Consider the following 17,246-nt stretch of genomic DNA (forward strand, 5'->3'; position numbering starts at 1 on the left):
AGACAGGTGTCAGTTCAGGCCAGCGTGGCGATCGACACTTCAGTGGATTTGACGAAGGCCACCACCGGCGAACCTACTTTCAACTGCAATTCGCGCACCGAACGGGTGGTAATCACCGAGGTAACAATACCGGAGGCGGTTTCCACATCCACTTCGGACAAGACCGGTCCTTCGATGATTTCCTTGATCACGCCCTTGAACTGGTTGCGGACATTAATGGATTGAATGCTCATGATCTGCTTTCTATGTAATGGGGTTACAAGGCCCAGTGCAGCTGCGAGAAATGCAGCGACGCGAGCGGTGTTTCATTGATAAGCGGCGCATTGAAGGAAGGCCCTTGCAGCACGCGTTGCAGGATGTGCTGCTCCAGCGCGACAAAGCGGCTATCGGCCGGGTCGCGGCTACGTGGCAGCTCCACCGGCAAATCCAGCGCCACCCGGCCCTCTTCCAGCAACACCACGCGGTCGGCCAGGGTCACGGCTTCGCTGACATCATGCGTTACCAGCACCGTGGTGCAGCCATGCTGCTGCCACAAGCGCTCGATCAGGCCCTGCATTTCCAGCCGGGTGAGCGCATCCAGCGCGCCCAGGGGCTCGTCCAGCAACAGCAGCGAGGGCTGATGCACCAGCGCCCGCGCCAGGGCCACCCGCTGACGCTGACCGCCGGATAACCGGGCCGGCCATTCCTGCGCCCGATCAGCCAGCCCTACTTCGGCCAAGGCTTGCTCAGCTTCGCCACGTCGGCTGGCTGGCAAACCCAGTGCCACATTGTCCAGCACGCTCTTCCACGGCAGCAGGCGGGCTTCCTGGAACATCACCCGCACGCTTTGCCCGGCCGGCTGCTGCAACAGGCCGCCATCGGCCTGATCCAGCCCGGCCAGCAAACGCAGCAAGGTGCTCTTGCCGCAACCGGAGCGGCCGACAATGGCCAGGAATTGACCTTGCGGAATGTGCAGGTCCAGCGCGTCCAGCACCACGCGCTCGCCAAAGCGGCGGATAAGGCCTTGCAGCACGATGGGGCTGGCCGTCTTGAGATCATCCAGTTTCATCATGTTCTCCTCAGGCGGCCTTGAAATAGGACGGATGCCAGCGCAACCAGCGCTTTTCCAGTGCGCGGGCGGCCACATCCACCACCTTACCCAGTGCGGCATACAGCAGGATGGACAGCACCACGATGTCGGTTTGCAGGAATTCCCGCGCATTGGACGCCAGATAACCGATGCCGCTGGTGGCAGACAGGGTTTCCGCCACGATCAGGATGATCCAGGCAATGCCCAGTGCGTAGCGTATGCCCACCAGAATCGATGGCAAGGCACCGGGCAGCACCACCTGACGGAACAGGGCATTACCGCTGAGGCCATAGCTGCGCGCCATTTCCAGCAGCTGCGGGTTCAGCGAGCGAATGCCGTGATAAGTGTTCAGGTACACCGGGAATAGCACACCGAAGGCCACCAGGAACACCTTGGCGGATTCATCAATGCCGAACCACAGGATCACCAAGGGCAGGATGGCCAGCGGCGGAATGTTACGCAGCATCTGCAAGGTGGTATCAAACAATGCCTCGCCCAGCCGGGATACCCCGGCCAGCAGGCCGAATGCCAGACCAAGGCCGGCACCGATGACAAAACCGCTGGCCACGCGGGCAAAACTGACCGCCAGATGACGGAACAGGTCGCCACTGCTCAGCAATTGCCAGAAGGCCACCAGCACTTCGGTGGGTGCGGGCAAAACCCGGTGGTTCAGCCAGCCGGCCACCGAGGCCAGCTGCCAGAACAGCAGCAACAGGATGGGCACCAGCCAGGGCAGCAAACGCTGCCACAGGCCTTGTGCCAATGCATGTGAACGTGACATGGCCATGCTCCTCAGGAGGCCGCCGCCTGGCGGATTTCATTGGGCAACAGCTGGTTGGCCATCACCTCGCCTGCCGGTTGCTGGCCGATACTGGCCTTGAGACGGTCCGGCAGATGCGGGAACAGTAGCTCGGCCACGCGGTAAGCTTCGTCCAGATGCGGGTAGCCGGAGAACACAAAGGTTTCGATGCCCAGCTCGGCGTATTCCTGCATGCGTGCCGCCACCGTGGGGCCATCACCCACTAGCGCCGTGCCTGCACCGCCGCGCACCAGACCGATGCCAGCCCACAGATTGGGCGAGATTTCCAGCTTGTCGCGGCTACCGCCATGCAGCGCAGCCATGCGGCGCTGGCCTTCCGAGTCGGCACGTGCCAGCGTTTTCTGCGCATTGGCAATGGTGGTGTCATCCAGACGGCTGATCAGCCGGTCGGCCGCGGCCCAGGCTTCCTCATTGGTTTCGCGCACGATGATGTGCAGACGGATGCCAAAGCGCACCGTGCGGCCCAGTTTTGCGGCCCGCGCCCGCACATCGGCAATCTTCTTGGCCACTTCCGCTGGCGGCTCGCCCCAGCTGAGGTAGACATCCACATGCTCGGCCGCCAGATCATGCGCGGCATCGGACGAGCCGCCAAAGTACAGTGGCGGATAAGGCTTGCTCACCGGCGGATACAGCAACTGGGCATCGCTCACCTTGATGTGCTTGCCGTCCAGATTCACCTTGTCACCGGCCAGCACACCCTTCCAGATATGCAGGAATTCGCTGGCGGCTTCGTAGCGCTCGTCGTGACTGAGCCAGCTGCCATCGCCAGCCAGCTCCACCGGGTCGCCCCCGGCCACCACATTCACCAGCAGGCGGCCTTGCGACAGGCGGTCAAAGCTGGAGGCCATGCGTGCCGCCACCGTGGGCGACATGATGCCGGGGCGCACTGCCACCAGGAATTTCAGCTTGCGGGTGGCCGGAATCAGCGTGGCAGCAGTCACCCACGGGTCTTCGCACGAACGGCCGGTGGGAATCAGCGCGCCATCAAAACCCAGGCTGTCGGCCGCGCGGGCAATCTGGGTGAGGTAGTCCAGATCCACGGTGCGCGCACCTTCCGGGCTGCCCAGATAACGACCATCACCATGGGTGGGGAAAAACCAGAAAATCTGCATGTCCATTCTTCCTGTCTTGTTCTTTGCTTGTTCTTGAATTGCGCTCAGGGCTTCCACACCGCGTCCTGCACCTTGATGGCCTTGGGAATCAGGCCCAGTGCGTGGAAGGTATCGGCCACTTGCTGTTGCTGCTGGATGGTTTTGGCGTTGACATAGCTGACGCTGTAGTCCGGGTGACGGCTGAGCATGGCGGCATAGGTTTCCGCTTCCAGCCCGGTGTAGCCGGACAGGGTTTTGGCTACTTGCTGCACATCGCCACGCAGCTGTTTGTTGTTGTCGGTCAACGCCTTGAACACGATGGCAATCACCTTGGGGTTGGCCTGGGCAAAGTCACGTGCCGCCAGATAGAAGGTGTTGTTGGCGCTCAGCCCCTTGCCGGTGGACAGCACGCGCACACCACCGGCGCGGGTGGCCGCGGCGTAGTACGGGTCCCAGATGCTCCAGGCATCCACGCTGCCACGCTCGAAGGCGGCACGCGCCTCGGACGGCGTCAGGTAAACAGGGGTGATGTCGCTGTACTGCAGCCCGGCCTTTTTCAGTGCTGCCACCGTCAGGTAGTGCGCACTGGAGCCCTTGGTAAAGGCCACGCGCTTGCCCTTGAGGTCGGCCAGTTTCTTGATGGGCGAGTTGGCGGGCAGCAGGATGGCGGAGGATTCCGGCTTGGACGGTTCCTGGCCGATGTACACGATATTGGCCCCGGCAGCCTGGGCAAATACCGGCGGGGAATCACCGGTCATGCCAATGCTGACACTGCCGGCATTCATGGCTTCCAGAATCGGTGGGCCGGCCTGGAATTCATACCATTTCACCGTCACGCCCAGCGGAGCCAGCTGCTTTTCCAGCGTGCCTTGCGCCTTGAGTGACACCAGATTGATGGCACTTTTCTGATAGCCGACATTCAGGTCCAGCGCGTGGGCTGCCAGCGACCAGCTCGCCAGCATGGCGAGACCCAGCGCTTTTTTCAGGAGGGATAGAGTCATGATGAAGTCCGGAATTACAGGCTGATCAGCCGGGAAATGAAATCGTTGGCATAGCGCGGGGCATGCGGGGCCGGTGCATTCACCCCCAGCAGGGCGGCAAACTCATTCACGGCGGTTTGCAGGCGCTGTTCCAGCTCTTCGGCCAGTTCGGCCTCGCCATTGGCATTGGCACCGATTTGCGATTCCACCGCATACACGCCCTGGTGAATGGCGCTGGCCTTGAGCGCGGCCAGCACCGGCTTGATGGAATAATCCACTGCCAGCAGATGACCGGGGCTACCGCCGCTTACCAGCGGCAGCACCGGCTTGCCGGCAAGACCGCCTTCCGGAATCAGGTCCAGCAGCACTTTTAGCGCACCGGCATAAGCCGCCTTGTACACCGGCGTGGCAATGATCAGGCCACTGGCCGCACTGATGCGCTGCTGGAAGTCCTGGATTTGCGGATGGGAAAACTGGCCGTGCAATAGTGCATCGGCCGGAAAGTCGTGAATGCTGATGGTTTGCAGCTCGATATCCAGTGCAGTCAGCGCAACACGGCTGCGCTCGATCAGGCGCGCAGTGCGCGAGGTTTTACTGGGGCTGCCGAGAATGGCGAGAACGGTCATGGGTGGGTTTTCCGCAGTGCGTCATGGCAATGGACTGCACCTTAGCAGAGCTGTTTTATATCCATAAGCAAGAAAAAACGAACTTGTTATCAGAAAAAATGCTTATGGAAATAACTGATATCCCGTACACAAAGGCGAAGCGGCACTGACAACACCGTGCATAGAAATGCTGAGCTGACTACCCAAACCAGTCCGCTGCTTGCAAAATGGCGGCCTGTCATCCGGAACCAGCACCATGAGCCAGCATCTCCTGATCATTGATCCGCAAAACGACTTTTGTGACCTGCCCGCCTCCGCCTTGCCGGTCACGGGCGCCTGCCGCGACATGGACCGGCTTGCCAGGCTGATTGAACAGCATGGCCCGGTACTGGATGCCATCACCGTCACCCTGGACAGCCACCATCGCTATGACATCGCTCACCCGGCTTTCTGGCGCGGCCCGGCTGGAGAACAGCCCTTGCTCTGCCCCATCACCCTGACCGACGTGGATGCCGGACGCTGGCTTCCGGCCGACCCTACCCTGCTACCTGCCGTGCGTCATTACCTGCAGCACTGCACGCTGTTTGTATGGCCGCCGCACTGCCTTACTGGCAGTTGGGGACACAATATTCACGACGGCCTCAACCAGGCACTACAGCAATGGGAATGCCAGCGCCTGCGCCCGGTGCAGTACCTGTTCAAGGGACTGAACCCGCTGACCGAGCATTTCTCGGCCTTCGAAGCCGACCTGCCACTGGCAGATGACCCGGATACCCGCTTCCAGCCGCAACAAGTGGCTGCACTGGTGGCAGCACAGCGGGTTATCGTGGCCGGCGAGGCACTGTCCCACTGTGTGGCCAGTTCGGTACGCAGCCTGCTGCGCCACCTGGGGGCCGACTTTGCCCGCAAGCTGGTGCTGCTGTCCGACTGCAGCAGTCCCGTGCCGGGATTCGAGGCACAGGCAGAGGGCTTTGTCGCGGAAATCCGCCAGTTGGGTGCGCAGATCCTCCCCAGCACGGCCTTGTTTGCCTAGCCCGTCCGGCAAACGAAAAGGGCGTGCCAGATGGCACGCCCTTTTTGCATTCCGGGGGAGCACGCGCCCCCCTGAATCACTTAGTCACGCTTCACCGTCGCCAATACAGGCTGGTGATGACGGCCGAGATTGAACATCTTGTACACCACCGACACTGCCAACAGCAGGCCGGTACCGACAAACAGCGATACGCGGGTATCCGGGTTCACCAGCATGCCGAACAGCACGCACACCAGGAAGGCAATGGTCAGCCAGTTGGTGAAGGGGAACAGGATGGACTTGAACGGGTGGCTGTGCATTTTTTCGCTGTGCGCCAGGCGGAAGCGCGCCTGGCATACCAGCACCACAAACCAGGGCACCATGCCCGGCAATACACTGGCGCTGTATACGTACACGAATACACGTTCCGGATTCGGAATGATGTAGTTGAGTGCGGAACCCAGGCCGATGCAGGCAATGGTCACCCAGATGGCGTTGACCGGCACCCCGCCCTTGGACACCTTGCCCAGGAAGGACGGCAGCTGCTTGTTCTGCGCCAGGGTATACAGCATGCGGCCACAGCTGTAGATGCCGCTATTGCAGCCGGACAGCGCTGCGGTCAGCACCACGAAGTTGATGACACCCGCGGCGGCGGCAATGCCCACCTTGGCAAAGGTCAGCACGAAGGGGCTGCCGCTGGTACCGATCTGGTTCCACGGGTAAATGGCAACAATGACGAAGATGGCACCGACATAGAAAATCAGGATGCGCCAGATGATGTTGTTGATGGCGCGCTTGAGGGTGACTTGCGGGTCCTTGGCTTCACCCGCGGTAATGCCAACCAGCTCTACCCCCTGATAAGCGGCCACCACCAGACAGAGCGCAAATAAAAAGCCCTTGGCGCCACCGGCAAAGAAGCCGTCATGCGCGGTAAGGTTGCCAAAGCCGACTGCCGGCATGTCGCCACCACCCACCAGGATCAGCTTCAGGCCCACCAGAATCATCACCACGATGGTGGAGATCTTGATCAGGCCAAACCAGAACTCGAACTCGCCGTACAGACGCACCGCCAGCAGGTTGGAGGCTGCCAGGATGGCGACAAAGGCAATGGCCGGCACCCACTGCGGCACGGTAGGAAACCAGTACTGCACATACACCCCGGCCGCGGTGATTTCCGAAATGCCCACGGCAATCCACATCAGCCAGTAAGCCCAGGCGGTGAGGTAGCCCCAGTAGGGGCTGAGGTATTTGTAAGCGTAATGGGCAAAGGAGCCTGCCACCGGCTCGGTGTGCAGCATCTCGCCCATGGTGCGCATGATAAAGAAAATGAAGACCCCGGCAATGGCATACGCCAGCAAGACCGAAGGCCCCGTCCATTTCAGCGTGCTGGCCGAGCCCATGAACAGACCGACACCGATTGTCCCGCCAAGGGCAATCAGTTCGATATGTCGTGCCTCAAGCCCGCGCTGCAGCTTTTTGTCACTCTGATTTTCTGACACGATTTTTATTCCCGTTGGTTTCACATATTTATCGAATATCCAATCCTGACGCTTATTCTGACAAACGCGGATTGCTTATTCTTTGATCTGACTACGGGACAATGCTAAACCCTTCATTTCACTGTCGCAATAAAGGGAATCCCCTTTAAAACAAGGGAAAATTTGCAATTCGGAAACCCGAACAACAAAAACGGTATTTATTCGGTTATTCGAATACCAATTCGCAACAAACAAACAATTAATATCAGCCAAATGATTAATCATGTCGCAAATGCATAAATAAGCTCACCAACAAAATTTACATGTCACCAGACAAACTGGTCGCTTGCACAGTGGCATTCCTGCCCTGCTCCATCTCACGCCCTGCTTGCCATGACAGCTCCCGCAGCGGCCTTTGCGATGCTGCGCCACAGCAAGGTGGTCTGGCTTTGCGAGTTATTACTTTCAATACGCATTTTCGTTACCCATAATGGATAATTGCTCGCAACCCCAGGCAGGGCGGACCCGACGTATGGAAAAACTGCTCGCGGATTTACTGCAAACCTCTCCCATCGGCATTGCGGTGCTGGACAGCCAGCTGCGCTATGTCCACATCAACCGCCAGCTGGCCGACTCCAATGGCCTGAGCCCGGAAGAGCATATCGGCCGCACCCCGCGTGATGTGTTACCCGATGTCGGCCCCGGGCTGGAAGACATCATGCGCACGGTAATGGCCAGCGGCCTTGCCGAGTGCAATTTCGAAGCCAGCGCCGAAATCCCCCCCGGTTCGGGCTGCATCACCTACTGGAATGCCAGCTACCACCCGCGCTTTGACAAGCAGGGCGAGCCTTGCGGCATCATCGCCATGGTGGAGGATGTCTCGCTGAAAAAGCGGGCCGAACTGGCCATCCGTGCCAGCAACGAACGCATCCGCAAGGTGCTGGATGCCTTGTTCACCTTTGTCGGGGTACTGAGTACAGATGGCGTACTGGAGGAAGCCAACCGTGCGCCACTGGAACAGGCCGGGCTGGAACTGGCCGACGTACAGGGCAAACTGTTCTGGGAGTGTTACTGGTGGAACCACGACCCGCTGGTGCAAAGCGAGCTGCAACAGGCCATTGCCCGTGCTGCCGGAGGCGAAACCGTACGCTACGACGTGGTAGTGCGCATGAAAAACGACAGCCGCATGGTCATCGACTTCATGCTGCGCCCCTTGCAGGATGAAAGCGGTGTCATCAGCAACCTGATTGCCTCCGGCATCGACATCACCGCGCGCAAGCAAAACGAAGTGGCGCTGCAAATCAGTGAAACCTATTTCCGTGAGGTGGTGGAATCCACGCCGGACGGACTGATGATGGTGGACCAGCACGGCATCATCCGCCTGATCAACACCCGCATGGAGCAGCTGTTCGGTTACAGCCGGCGCGAGCTGGTGGGGGAACAACTGTCCAGCCTGCTGCCGGATGATTTTCGCGCCACTCACAACAGCTATGTCACGCAGTTCTTTACCGCACCAATGGCGCGGGGCATGGCCAATCGCAAACCCCTGTTTGCCCAGCGGCGCGACGGCTCGCAGTTTCCCTGTGAAATCGGCCTGAACCCGATGCGGGTGGGTGATGAAGTACTGACGCTGGCCTGCATTTCCGACGTTTCCGAGCGTTACTATGCCAAGCTGGAACTGGAAAAGGCCTTGCAGGAAAAAACCGTGCTGCTGGGCGAAGTGCATCACCGGGTGAAGAATAATCTGCAGGTGATTTCCAGCCTGCTGAACCTGCAAGCACGCACCGCCACCCCGGATGCCAACAAGGCCTTGCTGGACAGCCAGAACCATGTGCGCTCGATGGCGCTGATTCACCAGCTCTTGTACGAGCGCAATGATTTTTCCCGGATTCCGATGTCGGTCTACATAGAAAGGCTCACCCATCTGCTGCGCGACGTCAGCACCGGCTACGGCAGCCATATTGCCTTCGTGTTCGAGCGCACCGGTCCCGAGGCCTTTCTGGAGCTGCAAAACAGCATTCCCTTTGGCTTGATCCTGAATGAAATCGTGGTGAATGCCTGCAAGCACGCCTTCACACCAGGCCAGCCCGGCCAGGTAAAAATCCACATGAATACCGAACAGCAGGTACAGCTGCAGATTCGTGACAACGGGCGTGGCTGCCCGCCGGGCGTGTCGCTGGGGCATGCCGACACACTTGGCTTTCAGTTATTGCCCATGCTGACCGATCAGTTGAAGGCAACACTGACGCTGGAAACCGCACCGGATCAAGGCTGCTGTTTCACCTTGACCATTCCAGACCTTATCCGGGAGTAAAGGCATGGCTTACCGCATCCAGATTGTCGAAGACGAACGCATTGTCGCGCTGGACCTGAAAATGGCGCTGCAAAGCCTGGGTTTTGATGTGGTCGCCAGTTGCGCGTCCGGTGAGGAAGCCATCGCACGTGCCGGGGAGCTCAAGCCCGACCTCATCCTGATGGACATTCATCTGGAAGGAAGCATGCCGGGTACCGAAGCCGCGCTCATCATCCGCCAGACGCTGGACATCCCGGTGATCTACCTGACTGCCTTTGCCGAGGAAAACATCCTGCAACAGGCAGAAAAAAGTGCGCCCTACGGCTATCTGCTCAAGCCCTTCGAACTGCGCGAGCTTAATGCCACCATCCGCATGGCGCTGGCCTGCCGCATGGCCGAAATAGAAGTCCACAAACAGCAAAGACTGCTGATGCTGGCAGTTGAAACCGCCCAGCTGGGAATCTGGGAATGGGACCAGCAACAATCACTGTTCACCGGCCAGGGCTACTTCGGCAAGATTACCGGCCTGGACATGGCACCGCGCCAGGAAAAAGTGCCGCCCTTCCTGCGCCTGCTGGAACATGCCGATCAAAGCCGGCTGAACCAGCTGCTGAAAGACCGTGGCCGAGTGGACATGATCACCACCATCACCCCGGATGATGGCGATTCGGTATGGGTGGAAATGTCGGTGCAGGAATACGAGCCGCAATGGCAGGAAAGCGCCAAGCAGATTGGCGTGCTGCGTGACATTACCGAACGCATCAAGTCCGAACAGCTGTTGCAACAGGCCGGTGCGGTATTCCAGTCCACCGCCGAAGGCATTGTGGTGGTGGACAGCGACCGGCTGGTGAAGTCGGCCAACCCGGCTTTTCTGCGCCTGACCGGCTTCAGCCTGATGGAAATCCTGGGACAGGACATCGACGAGGTATTGCATGTCAAAAAGCACACGCCGGACTTCTACCAGGGGCTGAGCCAGCTGGGCGAAGCAGGCTGGCATGGCGAGGTGATGTGCCGCCGCAAGAATGGCGAAACCTTTCCCGCCTGGGAGCATATCTGCCTGGTGTCCTACGACCTGGAGCTGCCCGCCCATTACATCATCGGCTGTACCGATGTCAGCTCGATCAAGAAAGCCGAGATCGAACTGAACCGCATGGCGTTTCATGACGCCCTCACCGACCTTGGCAATCGTCACTTGCTGAACGAACAGCTGGCCATCGAACTGACGCGGGCAGCCGGGGATGGCAGCCAGATGGGACTGGTATTCATCGACCTGGATGGCTTCAAGCTGATCAACGACGGCCTGGGCCATGCCACCGGCGACCAGTTGCTCAAGGTGGTGGCACAGCGCATCCGCGAGACCATCCGCCGGGCGGACATCCCGGTGCGTTTTGGCGGCGATGAGTTCTTCATCATCTGCCCGCACAGCAGCGAGCAGGACTGCACCAGCATGGCCAGCCGCCTGCTGGAAAAACTGGAACAACCCATGCCGGCGGGCAAGGACAATATCGTGGTCACCGCCAGCATCGGCATTGCCCTGTATCCGCAACACGGCAGCAGCGCCGAAAAACTGCTCAGTGCCGCCGACAGCGCCATGTATCAGGCCAAGCTGGCCGGCAAGCGGCGCTACTGCACCTTCAATGAATCGATGGCGGAAAAAGTGCACGAACGACTGCGGCTGGAACAGCGCCTGCGCCAGGCAGTGAAACAGCGCAGCTTCACCCTGCACTACCAGCCCTTGATCCGGGTGGATGACGCCAGCCTGATCGGCTTTGAAGCCCTGCTGCGCTGGCAGGATGAGGGGGTGAACATTCCGCCCGACCTGTTCATTCCGGTGGCGGAAGAATGCGGGCTGATCCAGGAGTTGGGCAGCTGGGTGCTGCAACAGGCCTGCATCGAGGCGCAGCGCTGGAATGCACAATTCCACTACCCGCTGAAGGTGGCGGTGAATGTCTCGGTGATGCAGTTTGTCGAATCGGACTTTCTCGAAGGCGTGGCCCGCGAGCTGCAACATAGCGGCCTGCAGCCGCACTTGCTGGAACTGGAAATCACCGAGAGCGTGTTGCAGTCGCTGGAAAACAGCAAGCGCATTCTCAAGGACCTCAAGCGTATTGGTGTATCAGTGGCGATTGACGACTTTGGCACCGGCTACTCGTCCATGGCGGTACTGAAAGACCTGGCGGTGGACCGGCTGAAGATCGACCGCTCCTTCATTTGCAATACACCGGCACAGACGCAGGATGCCGCCGTATGCAAGGCCATCATCATGCTGGCACGCAGCCTGATGCTGGGCATCACCGCCGAAGGGGTGGAGGAAAGCGCACAGGTGGAGTTTCTGCGCGAAAACGGCTGCGACACCATTCAGGGCTATTACTACTCGAAGCCACTGGATGCCGCAGCGCTGGAACGCTACCTGCAACAGGCTTTCAGCGCCGGGCAGGCCAGCACGGCCGACTCCGGCAACTGAAGCCTCAGGGCACGGCCGTGAGCTTGCCGTTATCAACCCGATAATTACGCTGATTGTCCGGCCCGATCAGACTGCTGGCCAGGCTGTTGAAATCCAGCGGCAGGGTCTGGGCAGAACGCACAGGCAGGTAGCTGGCTGCATCGTTGACATCGCCAGCACCACTGTAACGAGCAAACATGGGCCACGGATACACCGGCCGCGTAGCCTTCAGGGCAGCCCAGGGCTGGGCCAGCGGGCTGCTGGCCATCGGTGCCACATGCAGGGTGGGTGCGGCTTGGCCTGGTTTGCCCTGCGCTGGCAGGCCCGCAGGTGGCGGCCCGGCCATGAAATCCGGCTCTGGCTGTGCCAGCTTGCCGGTGATCAGCGCTGCTGGTGCCTGTTGCCGTTCGGTCCAGGCCATCAGCGGACTGAGTACATCCACCTGGTTGTAGCCATCACCGCCGCCGCAGTGGCTCACCCCCGGCAGCAGGAACAAGCGCATGAAACTGTCGGTAGTGGCTTTGCCCAGCTGTTGCTGCACCCCTTGGTAATAAGCCAGCGAGACAGCAGGCGTAATCGAGGTATCCGCCAGCCCGTGCCACAGAATCAGCTTGCCACCGTGCTGCAAGAAGGGCTGCAGATTGGTATTGCCTGCGTTATACAAGGGGGCCAGTTGGGAGAGTCGGGCAAAGGTGGCGTCGTCAAAGCGCAGCTGTTGCAGATTTCCCATGCCCAGATCCACCTGCGGCAGAATCAGGTAAGAGATGGCCAGTGAGGCCATGTCCTGGCTCATCGACTTGCCCTGCGCGCTATTGGGCAACATCCATTGCAGCTCGGAGCCGGGCAAGGCACCACCAATGGTCAGATGGCGGCCTGCCGCATCCAGCGGGCCGTCATACAGTTTGCGCGCCACCGCCACCTCCTCGGCACTCAGGCACTGGCTGCTGTCTTTTGCGTCTGGCGGGCACTGCGCCCAGGCCGGGTCCACCTTGCAACTGAGCGGGTCTTGCAGCAGGCCGTCCTTTACCCCGGAACCCTCGGCGCAATGCGCCAGCACGGCACGGTGCAGAATACCCAACCGGTTTTGCAGCAGGATATTGCTGCCATCTGCCCGCTGATTGGCCACCACATTCCAGGCGTGATACAGCGAGTTTTGCAGCTGGAACAAGGCGGCGGGTGCACCAGCAGCCACGCCGTCAAAATCGTCCGGATAGCGCTGAGCCTCCATCAGCGCCTCACGACCGCCATCGGAACAACCGACAAAATAAGAGAAGCGTGCCGGCTGGCCATAAAAAGCCTTGATCAAGGCCTTGGCCACCAGCGCGGTCTGGTGATTGGCACGGTAGGCAAAGTCGATGCGTTTTTGCGGATCAGCCCCGAAACTGGCCTGATCCGGCCCCATCATCGGCCCCTTGTGTCCCATGTCATTGCCTGACACCACGAATTCGCCATTCAAGGCGGGGCCACAACGCCCGGCATTGCTGATACCCACGCGGGTCATGCCGCACAGGCCGCCGCAACCGCCTTGCAGATAACGTTGGGTCCAGCCCTGGAGAGGCAGGTCGACTTCAAAACCGATAGCCGGCGCGATGGTGCCTTCCACCTTGCAAAATTCACCCTTGGGCGTGCTCACCACACTGGCGGCACGGATGCTGACTGGTGCATCTGCCACGCCGGTCAGCGACTGCTGGCCGAGTGCGGCGCAGCTGATTACCGCAGGTTGCACTGGCAAGGGCTGATAGTCAGCAGCCTGCGCCAAGTGCGGCAGCCAGCCAATGCACAACAGCCACAAGCAGGCCAGCAGGGATTGCCAGCGTAAGGCCACCGGGGGATGGCCGCAATAAGCGGTATGGTTCACCTTGTTCGCTCCTGAATTAAACCACGCAAACGGGAATTACTATCATTTAATCAACAAGGCGTCATGCTGCTTTGCTGTAATTTTCCTGCCTTAACAGCACCGTACCGGGCGCTGCCGCCGGCCCCCTCACGTACATGACCGTTTTGAGCCTAGCCCAGTCGCCACCCTCAATCCAGCCGGATGACAGCAATGGCAGAACACAGCAACGCATGTTCACTTAATGGCAACGCGACCTCCTCTTTACTGACCTAGATTAGCCAATGCAATCAACATCATTGCAATAACAACGATCTGAAACAGATGGAGGAGAAACCATGCAGCAATCCGTACTCAAACTGAGCCTGGCCACCTGTGCCGTACTCACCGCACTTTCGGCCCATGCACAAGACAGCACGGTTACCGTGTACGGGGTGATCAGCGCCTCGCTGGAATCGGTGGGTGCGTCTGGCGGCAGCGGCGGCAACAAGTCCACCACCACCCGCGTTACCGACAATAATTCCCGCATCGGCTTTCGCGGCAACGAGGACCTGGGCAACGGGGTAAAAGCCATCTGGCAGGTGGAATCCAGCCTGCGCAACTTCGAACAGGGCGGCAGTACCGACTGGGGCCAGAGCGCCACCCTGGCCACCCGCAACAGCTTTGTCGGCATGAGCAGCGAGCAATACGGCCGCCTGATCGCCGGTTACAACGACACTGTTTACAAATCGCTGGTGGGTAGCACGGCAGACTTCGGCATTGATGTGATGGCCGGCACCATTGCCGACAGCTGGGGAACCGGCCCCGGCTTTTACCAGCTGTTCAGCCGTGGCGAAACCCGTCTGAAAAACTCCATCCATTATGTGTCGCCCTTGTTGTCCGGCTGGCAGGGGGGCGTGTCCTACGGGGTGGATGAAACCAAAACCAACAACACCAATCGCAGCCGCCTGAGCCTGGCGGTCAAATACGGTGACGGCCCGTTCAAGGCCGGTTTTGGCTGGGACCGCCAGTTTGACACCGCCGGTTACGAGCAGACCAACTCCGGCACTGCTGCAGCCGGCAAGCATGTGGACTTTGCCAAGCTGCTGGCGCAATGGACCTTCAGCAGCACCGGGACGCTGCTGGGTGCCGGGGTGGAGCGTGGGACTTATGAATCCGCCAGTGGCGGCCAGACGCTGAACCAGACCGGCTGGACGGTGGGTGTCAGCCAGCCGCTAAGCGAGCGCCTGGCGCTGAAAGCCTCGTACAGCAAGCTGGGCAGCCTCAACAATGCCAGCCATGCCGATGACTACAAGGCCACACAGTGGGTATTGGGTGCCACTTATGCCGCCACCAAGCGCACCAGCTTCTACACCTATGCCACGCGCCTGAGCAATGGCGCACTGCAAAATGCCAACTTCGGTTTCAGCCCGCTGACCACCGGCACCAATGCCAGCAGCACCGTGGTACTGGCCAATGGCAATACGCTGCACAGCGTGGGCGTGGGCATGTCCACTGCCTTCTGATACAGCAGGTGGCTCACCGCAGCCATCAGGTAGTAACGGCTGGCCCTTGCCAGCCGCAGGCTGCCGAGAAAATTATTCGGTTCGATTCCACTGGACCCGGCAAAGCCGGGCCTTCCGACCATGCACTATATTCCGCAGCCTTCCCGTCTATTCCCTATCCCCCCGCCCTTTCCCTGAAAGGGCGCCTCGCTTTCTATTCCGAAAGCGAGAGGAGTGGGTCCATCATACGGGGCTGGCACTTGCCAGCCCTTTTTCAAGCCGATGTCAAATCATGTAAATCCAGGTAAAGCGACTCAAGCAAGCCGGGATTTCACCGATAGTTGTTATAAATGCAATAAGGAGTCCAACCATGTTTCTGGGCGCAGTCGGTTCATTCATCAGCACTTCGGGCGGAGCCCTGCTCAAGGCAGGCTCCTCCGTGGTGACCGAAGCGGCCTCCATTGTCGAAGCACACCCGCTGCTGGCAGGCGTGGCGCTGGGGGTGGGCATTTACGAATACGCCACCAGCAATCCCAGTCATCTGGGTAATACGGTGGATACCAAGGCCTGAGCGCGTCGCACAAAAAAAAACGGAGGAGCCAGGCTCCCCCGTCAAACACTGACTGAGTCAGTTTCGGATTGCTACAGAGAAAAACCTACTGCGCCGCGATAGCCGAGATGGCCGCGCGCAGCCCCAACAGATAGCTTTCGGTGCCAAAGCCGCAGATCTGCCCCTTGGCAATGTCGGCAAATACCGACTGGTGGCGGAATGGTTCACGGGCGTGGATGTTGGACATGTGGATTTCGACGATGGGCACGGTGAGAATGGCCAGCGCATCGCGAATGCCATAGCTGTAGTGGGTCCAGGCTCCGGCGTTGATCAGCACCGCATCCACGCCATCGGCATAGGCCTGATGGATGCGCTCGCACATTTCCCCTTCGTGATTGGTCTGGAAGCTTTCCACTTCCACACCCAGTTCACGGCCCAGCGCCTGCAGGTGCGCGTCAATTTCGGCCAGCGTCACCGTGCCGTACTGCTTCGGGTCGCGCTTGCCGAACATATTGTGGTTGATGCCATGCAGCATCAGCATTTTCTTCATGATGCCAACCCTCAGTAGTTCAGCGTGGCCACGGCACGCAGCTCTTCCGGTGTGGTGCTGCCAAAGCCGAAGAACTCGAGATAAGCCGGAATCATTTCAAACAGCATGTCGGTGCCCAGCTGGATCTGGCAGCCCTTGGCCTGTGCCGCCGCCAGCAGCGGGGTGATTTCCTTTTTCATCACCACTTCGCCAACAAAGGTGTCCGGGCTGACGCGGTCCATGTCAAACGGCAGCGGGTCATCGTCCTTCATGCCCAGCGGCGTGGCGTTGACGATCAGCTCGAACCCGGCCGGGTCGTTGCTGCCCACGCTGACGATCAGCTGCGGGTAATGCTGACGCAAGCGTCCTGCCAGTGCTTCGGAGGAAGCGGTATTGCTGTCGAACAAGGCCATTTCGGCCACACCGGCAGCCGCCAGCGAGGCGGCGATGGCACAGCCGACACCGCCATTACCCGACACCAGCACCTTGCGGCCCTTGAGCGCAAAGCCCTTGCGCTCCACACCGCGTACGAAACCGGCACCGTCAAACTGGTCGCCCAGCAGCGTGCCGTCCGGGCGGAGCAAAATGGCGTTGCAGGCCCCGGCAATGGCGGCGGTGGGGGTGATTTCGTCCATCAGGCCCAGGGTGGTGACCTTGTGCGGCATGGTGACCAGTGCGCCGCGCAAATTGGTGAACTTGCGGATGCTGGCGATCGCCGCCACATAGTCTTCCGGCTTGACGCCGATGGGCATCACCACGGCATCAATACCCTTGCTGTCAAACCAGGGGTTGTAAATCATCGGAGCCTTGAAGCTCTCGGTGGGATAACCCAGATGGGCAATCAGCGTTGTCTTGCCACTAATCACACATGTCTCCAATCGTTTTGCTATCGTGATGCGCTTGCACCCGGCGGGACCAAACCATCCCGTGACATGGCAGCATCATGGGCTGTTTGGCCGGGGCATCCAACAGCAAAATCGCTCTAACTGATATAGCAAAATCAGTTGTTCGACCGGGGAATATGTCATGGCGGGCATAGCAGCCCGCTGCGGCAGCAA

15 protein-coding genes are annotated in these 17,246 nt (G+C 59.9%); 5 read left to right on the plus strand and 10 right to left on the minus strand.

From position 1 onward, the window contains the following. Positions 1-14: 14 nt before the first annotated feature. The 6 genes from JHD62_RS04090 to ssuE are packed head-to-tail and all read right to left on the minus strand — an operon-like array spanning position 15 to position 4,586. Entirely contained in the window at positions 15-233 is a 219-nt protein-coding gene (locus JHD62_RS04090) for a molybdopterin-binding protein (RefSeq protein WP_045844948.1), read from the minus strand. A 23-nt stretch (positions 234-256) separates the two neighbouring features. Then, the gene (locus JHD62_RS04095; protein WP_233160618.1) at positions 257-1,048 is read right to left on the minus strand and encodes an ATP-binding cassette domain-containing protein; all 792 of its coding nucleotides are present in this window, start codon (positions 1,046-1,048) and stop codon (positions 257-259) included. Positions 1,049-1,058: 10 nt separating this feature from the next. After that, positions 1,059-1,850 (minus strand): aliphatic sulfonate ABC transporter permease SsuC, encoded by a 792-nt coding sequence (ssuC, locus tag JHD62_RS04100; protein WP_199101876.1) that lies wholly within the window; start codon positions 1,848-1,850, stop codon positions 1,059-1,061. A gap of 11 nt (positions 1,851-1,861) precedes the next feature. Then, the gene (ssuD, locus tag JHD62_RS04105) at positions 1,862-3,001 is read right to left on the minus strand and encodes an FMNH2-dependent alkanesulfonate monooxygenase (RefSeq protein ID WP_199101877.1); all 1,140 of its coding nucleotides are present in this window, start codon (positions 2,999-3,001) and stop codon (positions 1,862-1,864) included. A 44-nt stretch (positions 3,002-3,045) separates the two neighbouring features. Continuing rightward, complete coding sequence (locus JHD62_RS04110) at positions 3,046-3,981, minus strand: sulfonate ABC transporter substrate-binding protein (RefSeq protein ID WP_199101878.1); 936 nt, start codon at positions 3,979-3,981, stop codon at positions 3,046-3,048. Positions 3,982-3,995: 14 nt separating this feature from the next. Further along, positions 3,996-4,586 (minus strand): NADPH-dependent FMN reductase, encoded by a 591-nt coding sequence (ssuE, locus tag JHD62_RS04115; protein WP_199101879.1) that lies wholly within the window; start codon positions 4,584-4,586, stop codon positions 3,996-3,998. Between the two features lie 235 nt (positions 4,587-4,821). Here ssuE and JHD62_RS04120 point away from each other — a divergent pair, with 235 nt between their 5' ends. Next, entirely contained in the window at positions 4,822-5,598 is a 777-nt protein-coding gene (locus JHD62_RS04120; protein ID WP_199101880.1) for an isochorismatase family protein, read from the plus strand. An 80-nt stretch (positions 5,599-5,678) separates the two neighbouring features. On the opposite strand, the gene JHD62_RS04125 is transcribed toward JHD62_RS04120, so the two are convergent. Further along, positions 5,679-7,076: an amino acid permease gene (locus JHD62_RS04125; RefSeq protein ID WP_199101881.1), complete on the minus strand. Its 1,398-nt coding sequence runs from the start codon at positions 7,074-7,076 to the stop codon at positions 5,679-5,681. Between the two features lie 511 nt (positions 7,077-7,587). Here JHD62_RS04125 and JHD62_RS04130 point away from each other — a divergent pair. Then, a complete protein-coding gene (locus JHD62_RS04130) occupies positions 7,588-9,369 on the plus strand; it encodes a PAS domain S-box protein (RefSeq protein ID WP_199101882.1) in 1,782 nt (593 codons plus the stop codon). 4 nt (positions 9,370-9,373) lie between these two features. Beyond that, the gene (locus JHD62_RS04135; RefSeq protein ID WP_199101883.1) at positions 9,374-11,812 is read left to right on the plus strand and encodes an EAL domain-containing protein; all 2,439 of its coding nucleotides are present in this window, start codon (positions 9,374-9,376) and stop codon (positions 11,810-11,812) included. 4 nt (positions 11,813-11,816) lie between these two features. Here the strand turns inward: JHD62_RS04135 and JHD62_RS04140 are convergent, their stop codons facing one another. Continuing rightward, positions 11,817-13,649 (minus strand): tannase/feruloyl esterase family alpha/beta hydrolase, encoded by a 1,833-nt coding sequence (locus tag JHD62_RS04140; RefSeq protein ID WP_199101884.1) that lies wholly within the window; start codon positions 13,647-13,649, stop codon positions 11,817-11,819. Positions 13,650-13,963: 314 nt separating this feature from the next. Here JHD62_RS04140 and JHD62_RS04145 point away from each other — a divergent pair, with 314 nt between their 5' ends. After that, positions 13,964-15,130, plus strand: coding sequence for a porin (locus JHD62_RS04145; protein ID WP_199101885.1), 1,167 nt, complete (start codon positions 13,964-13,966; stop codon positions 15,128-15,130). Between the two features lie 349 nt (positions 15,131-15,479). Continuing rightward, entirely contained in the window at positions 15,480-15,680 is a 201-nt protein-coding gene (locus JHD62_RS04150) for a hypothetical protein (RefSeq protein ID WP_045844941.1), read from the plus strand. Between the two features lie 85 nt (positions 15,681-15,765). On the opposite strand, the gene aroQ is transcribed toward JHD62_RS04150, so the two are convergent. Both aroQ and JHD62_RS04160 read right to left on the minus strand, forming a co-directional pair. Continuing rightward, positions 15,766-16,209 carry a type II 3-dehydroquinate dehydratase gene (gene aroQ / locus JHD62_RS04155; RefSeq protein ID WP_199101886.1) on the minus strand — a complete coding sequence of 148 codons (444 nt, stop codon included), beginning with the start codon at positions 16,207-16,209 and terminating at the stop codon, positions 15,766-15,768. Positions 16,210-16,220: 11 nt separating this feature from the next. Next, positions 16,221-17,054: a shikimate dehydrogenase gene (locus JHD62_RS04160; protein WP_199101887.1), complete on the minus strand. Its 834-nt coding sequence runs from the start codon at positions 17,052-17,054 to the stop codon at positions 16,221-16,223. Positions 17,055-17,246 lie beyond the last annotated feature (192 nt).

Origin of the sequence: Aquitalea sp. ASV11 (assembly GCF_016429185.1) — a bacterium.
GTDB classification, from domain to species: Bacteria; Pseudomonadota; Gammaproteobacteria; order Burkholderiales; family Chromobacteriaceae; genus Aquitalea; species Aquitalea pelogenes.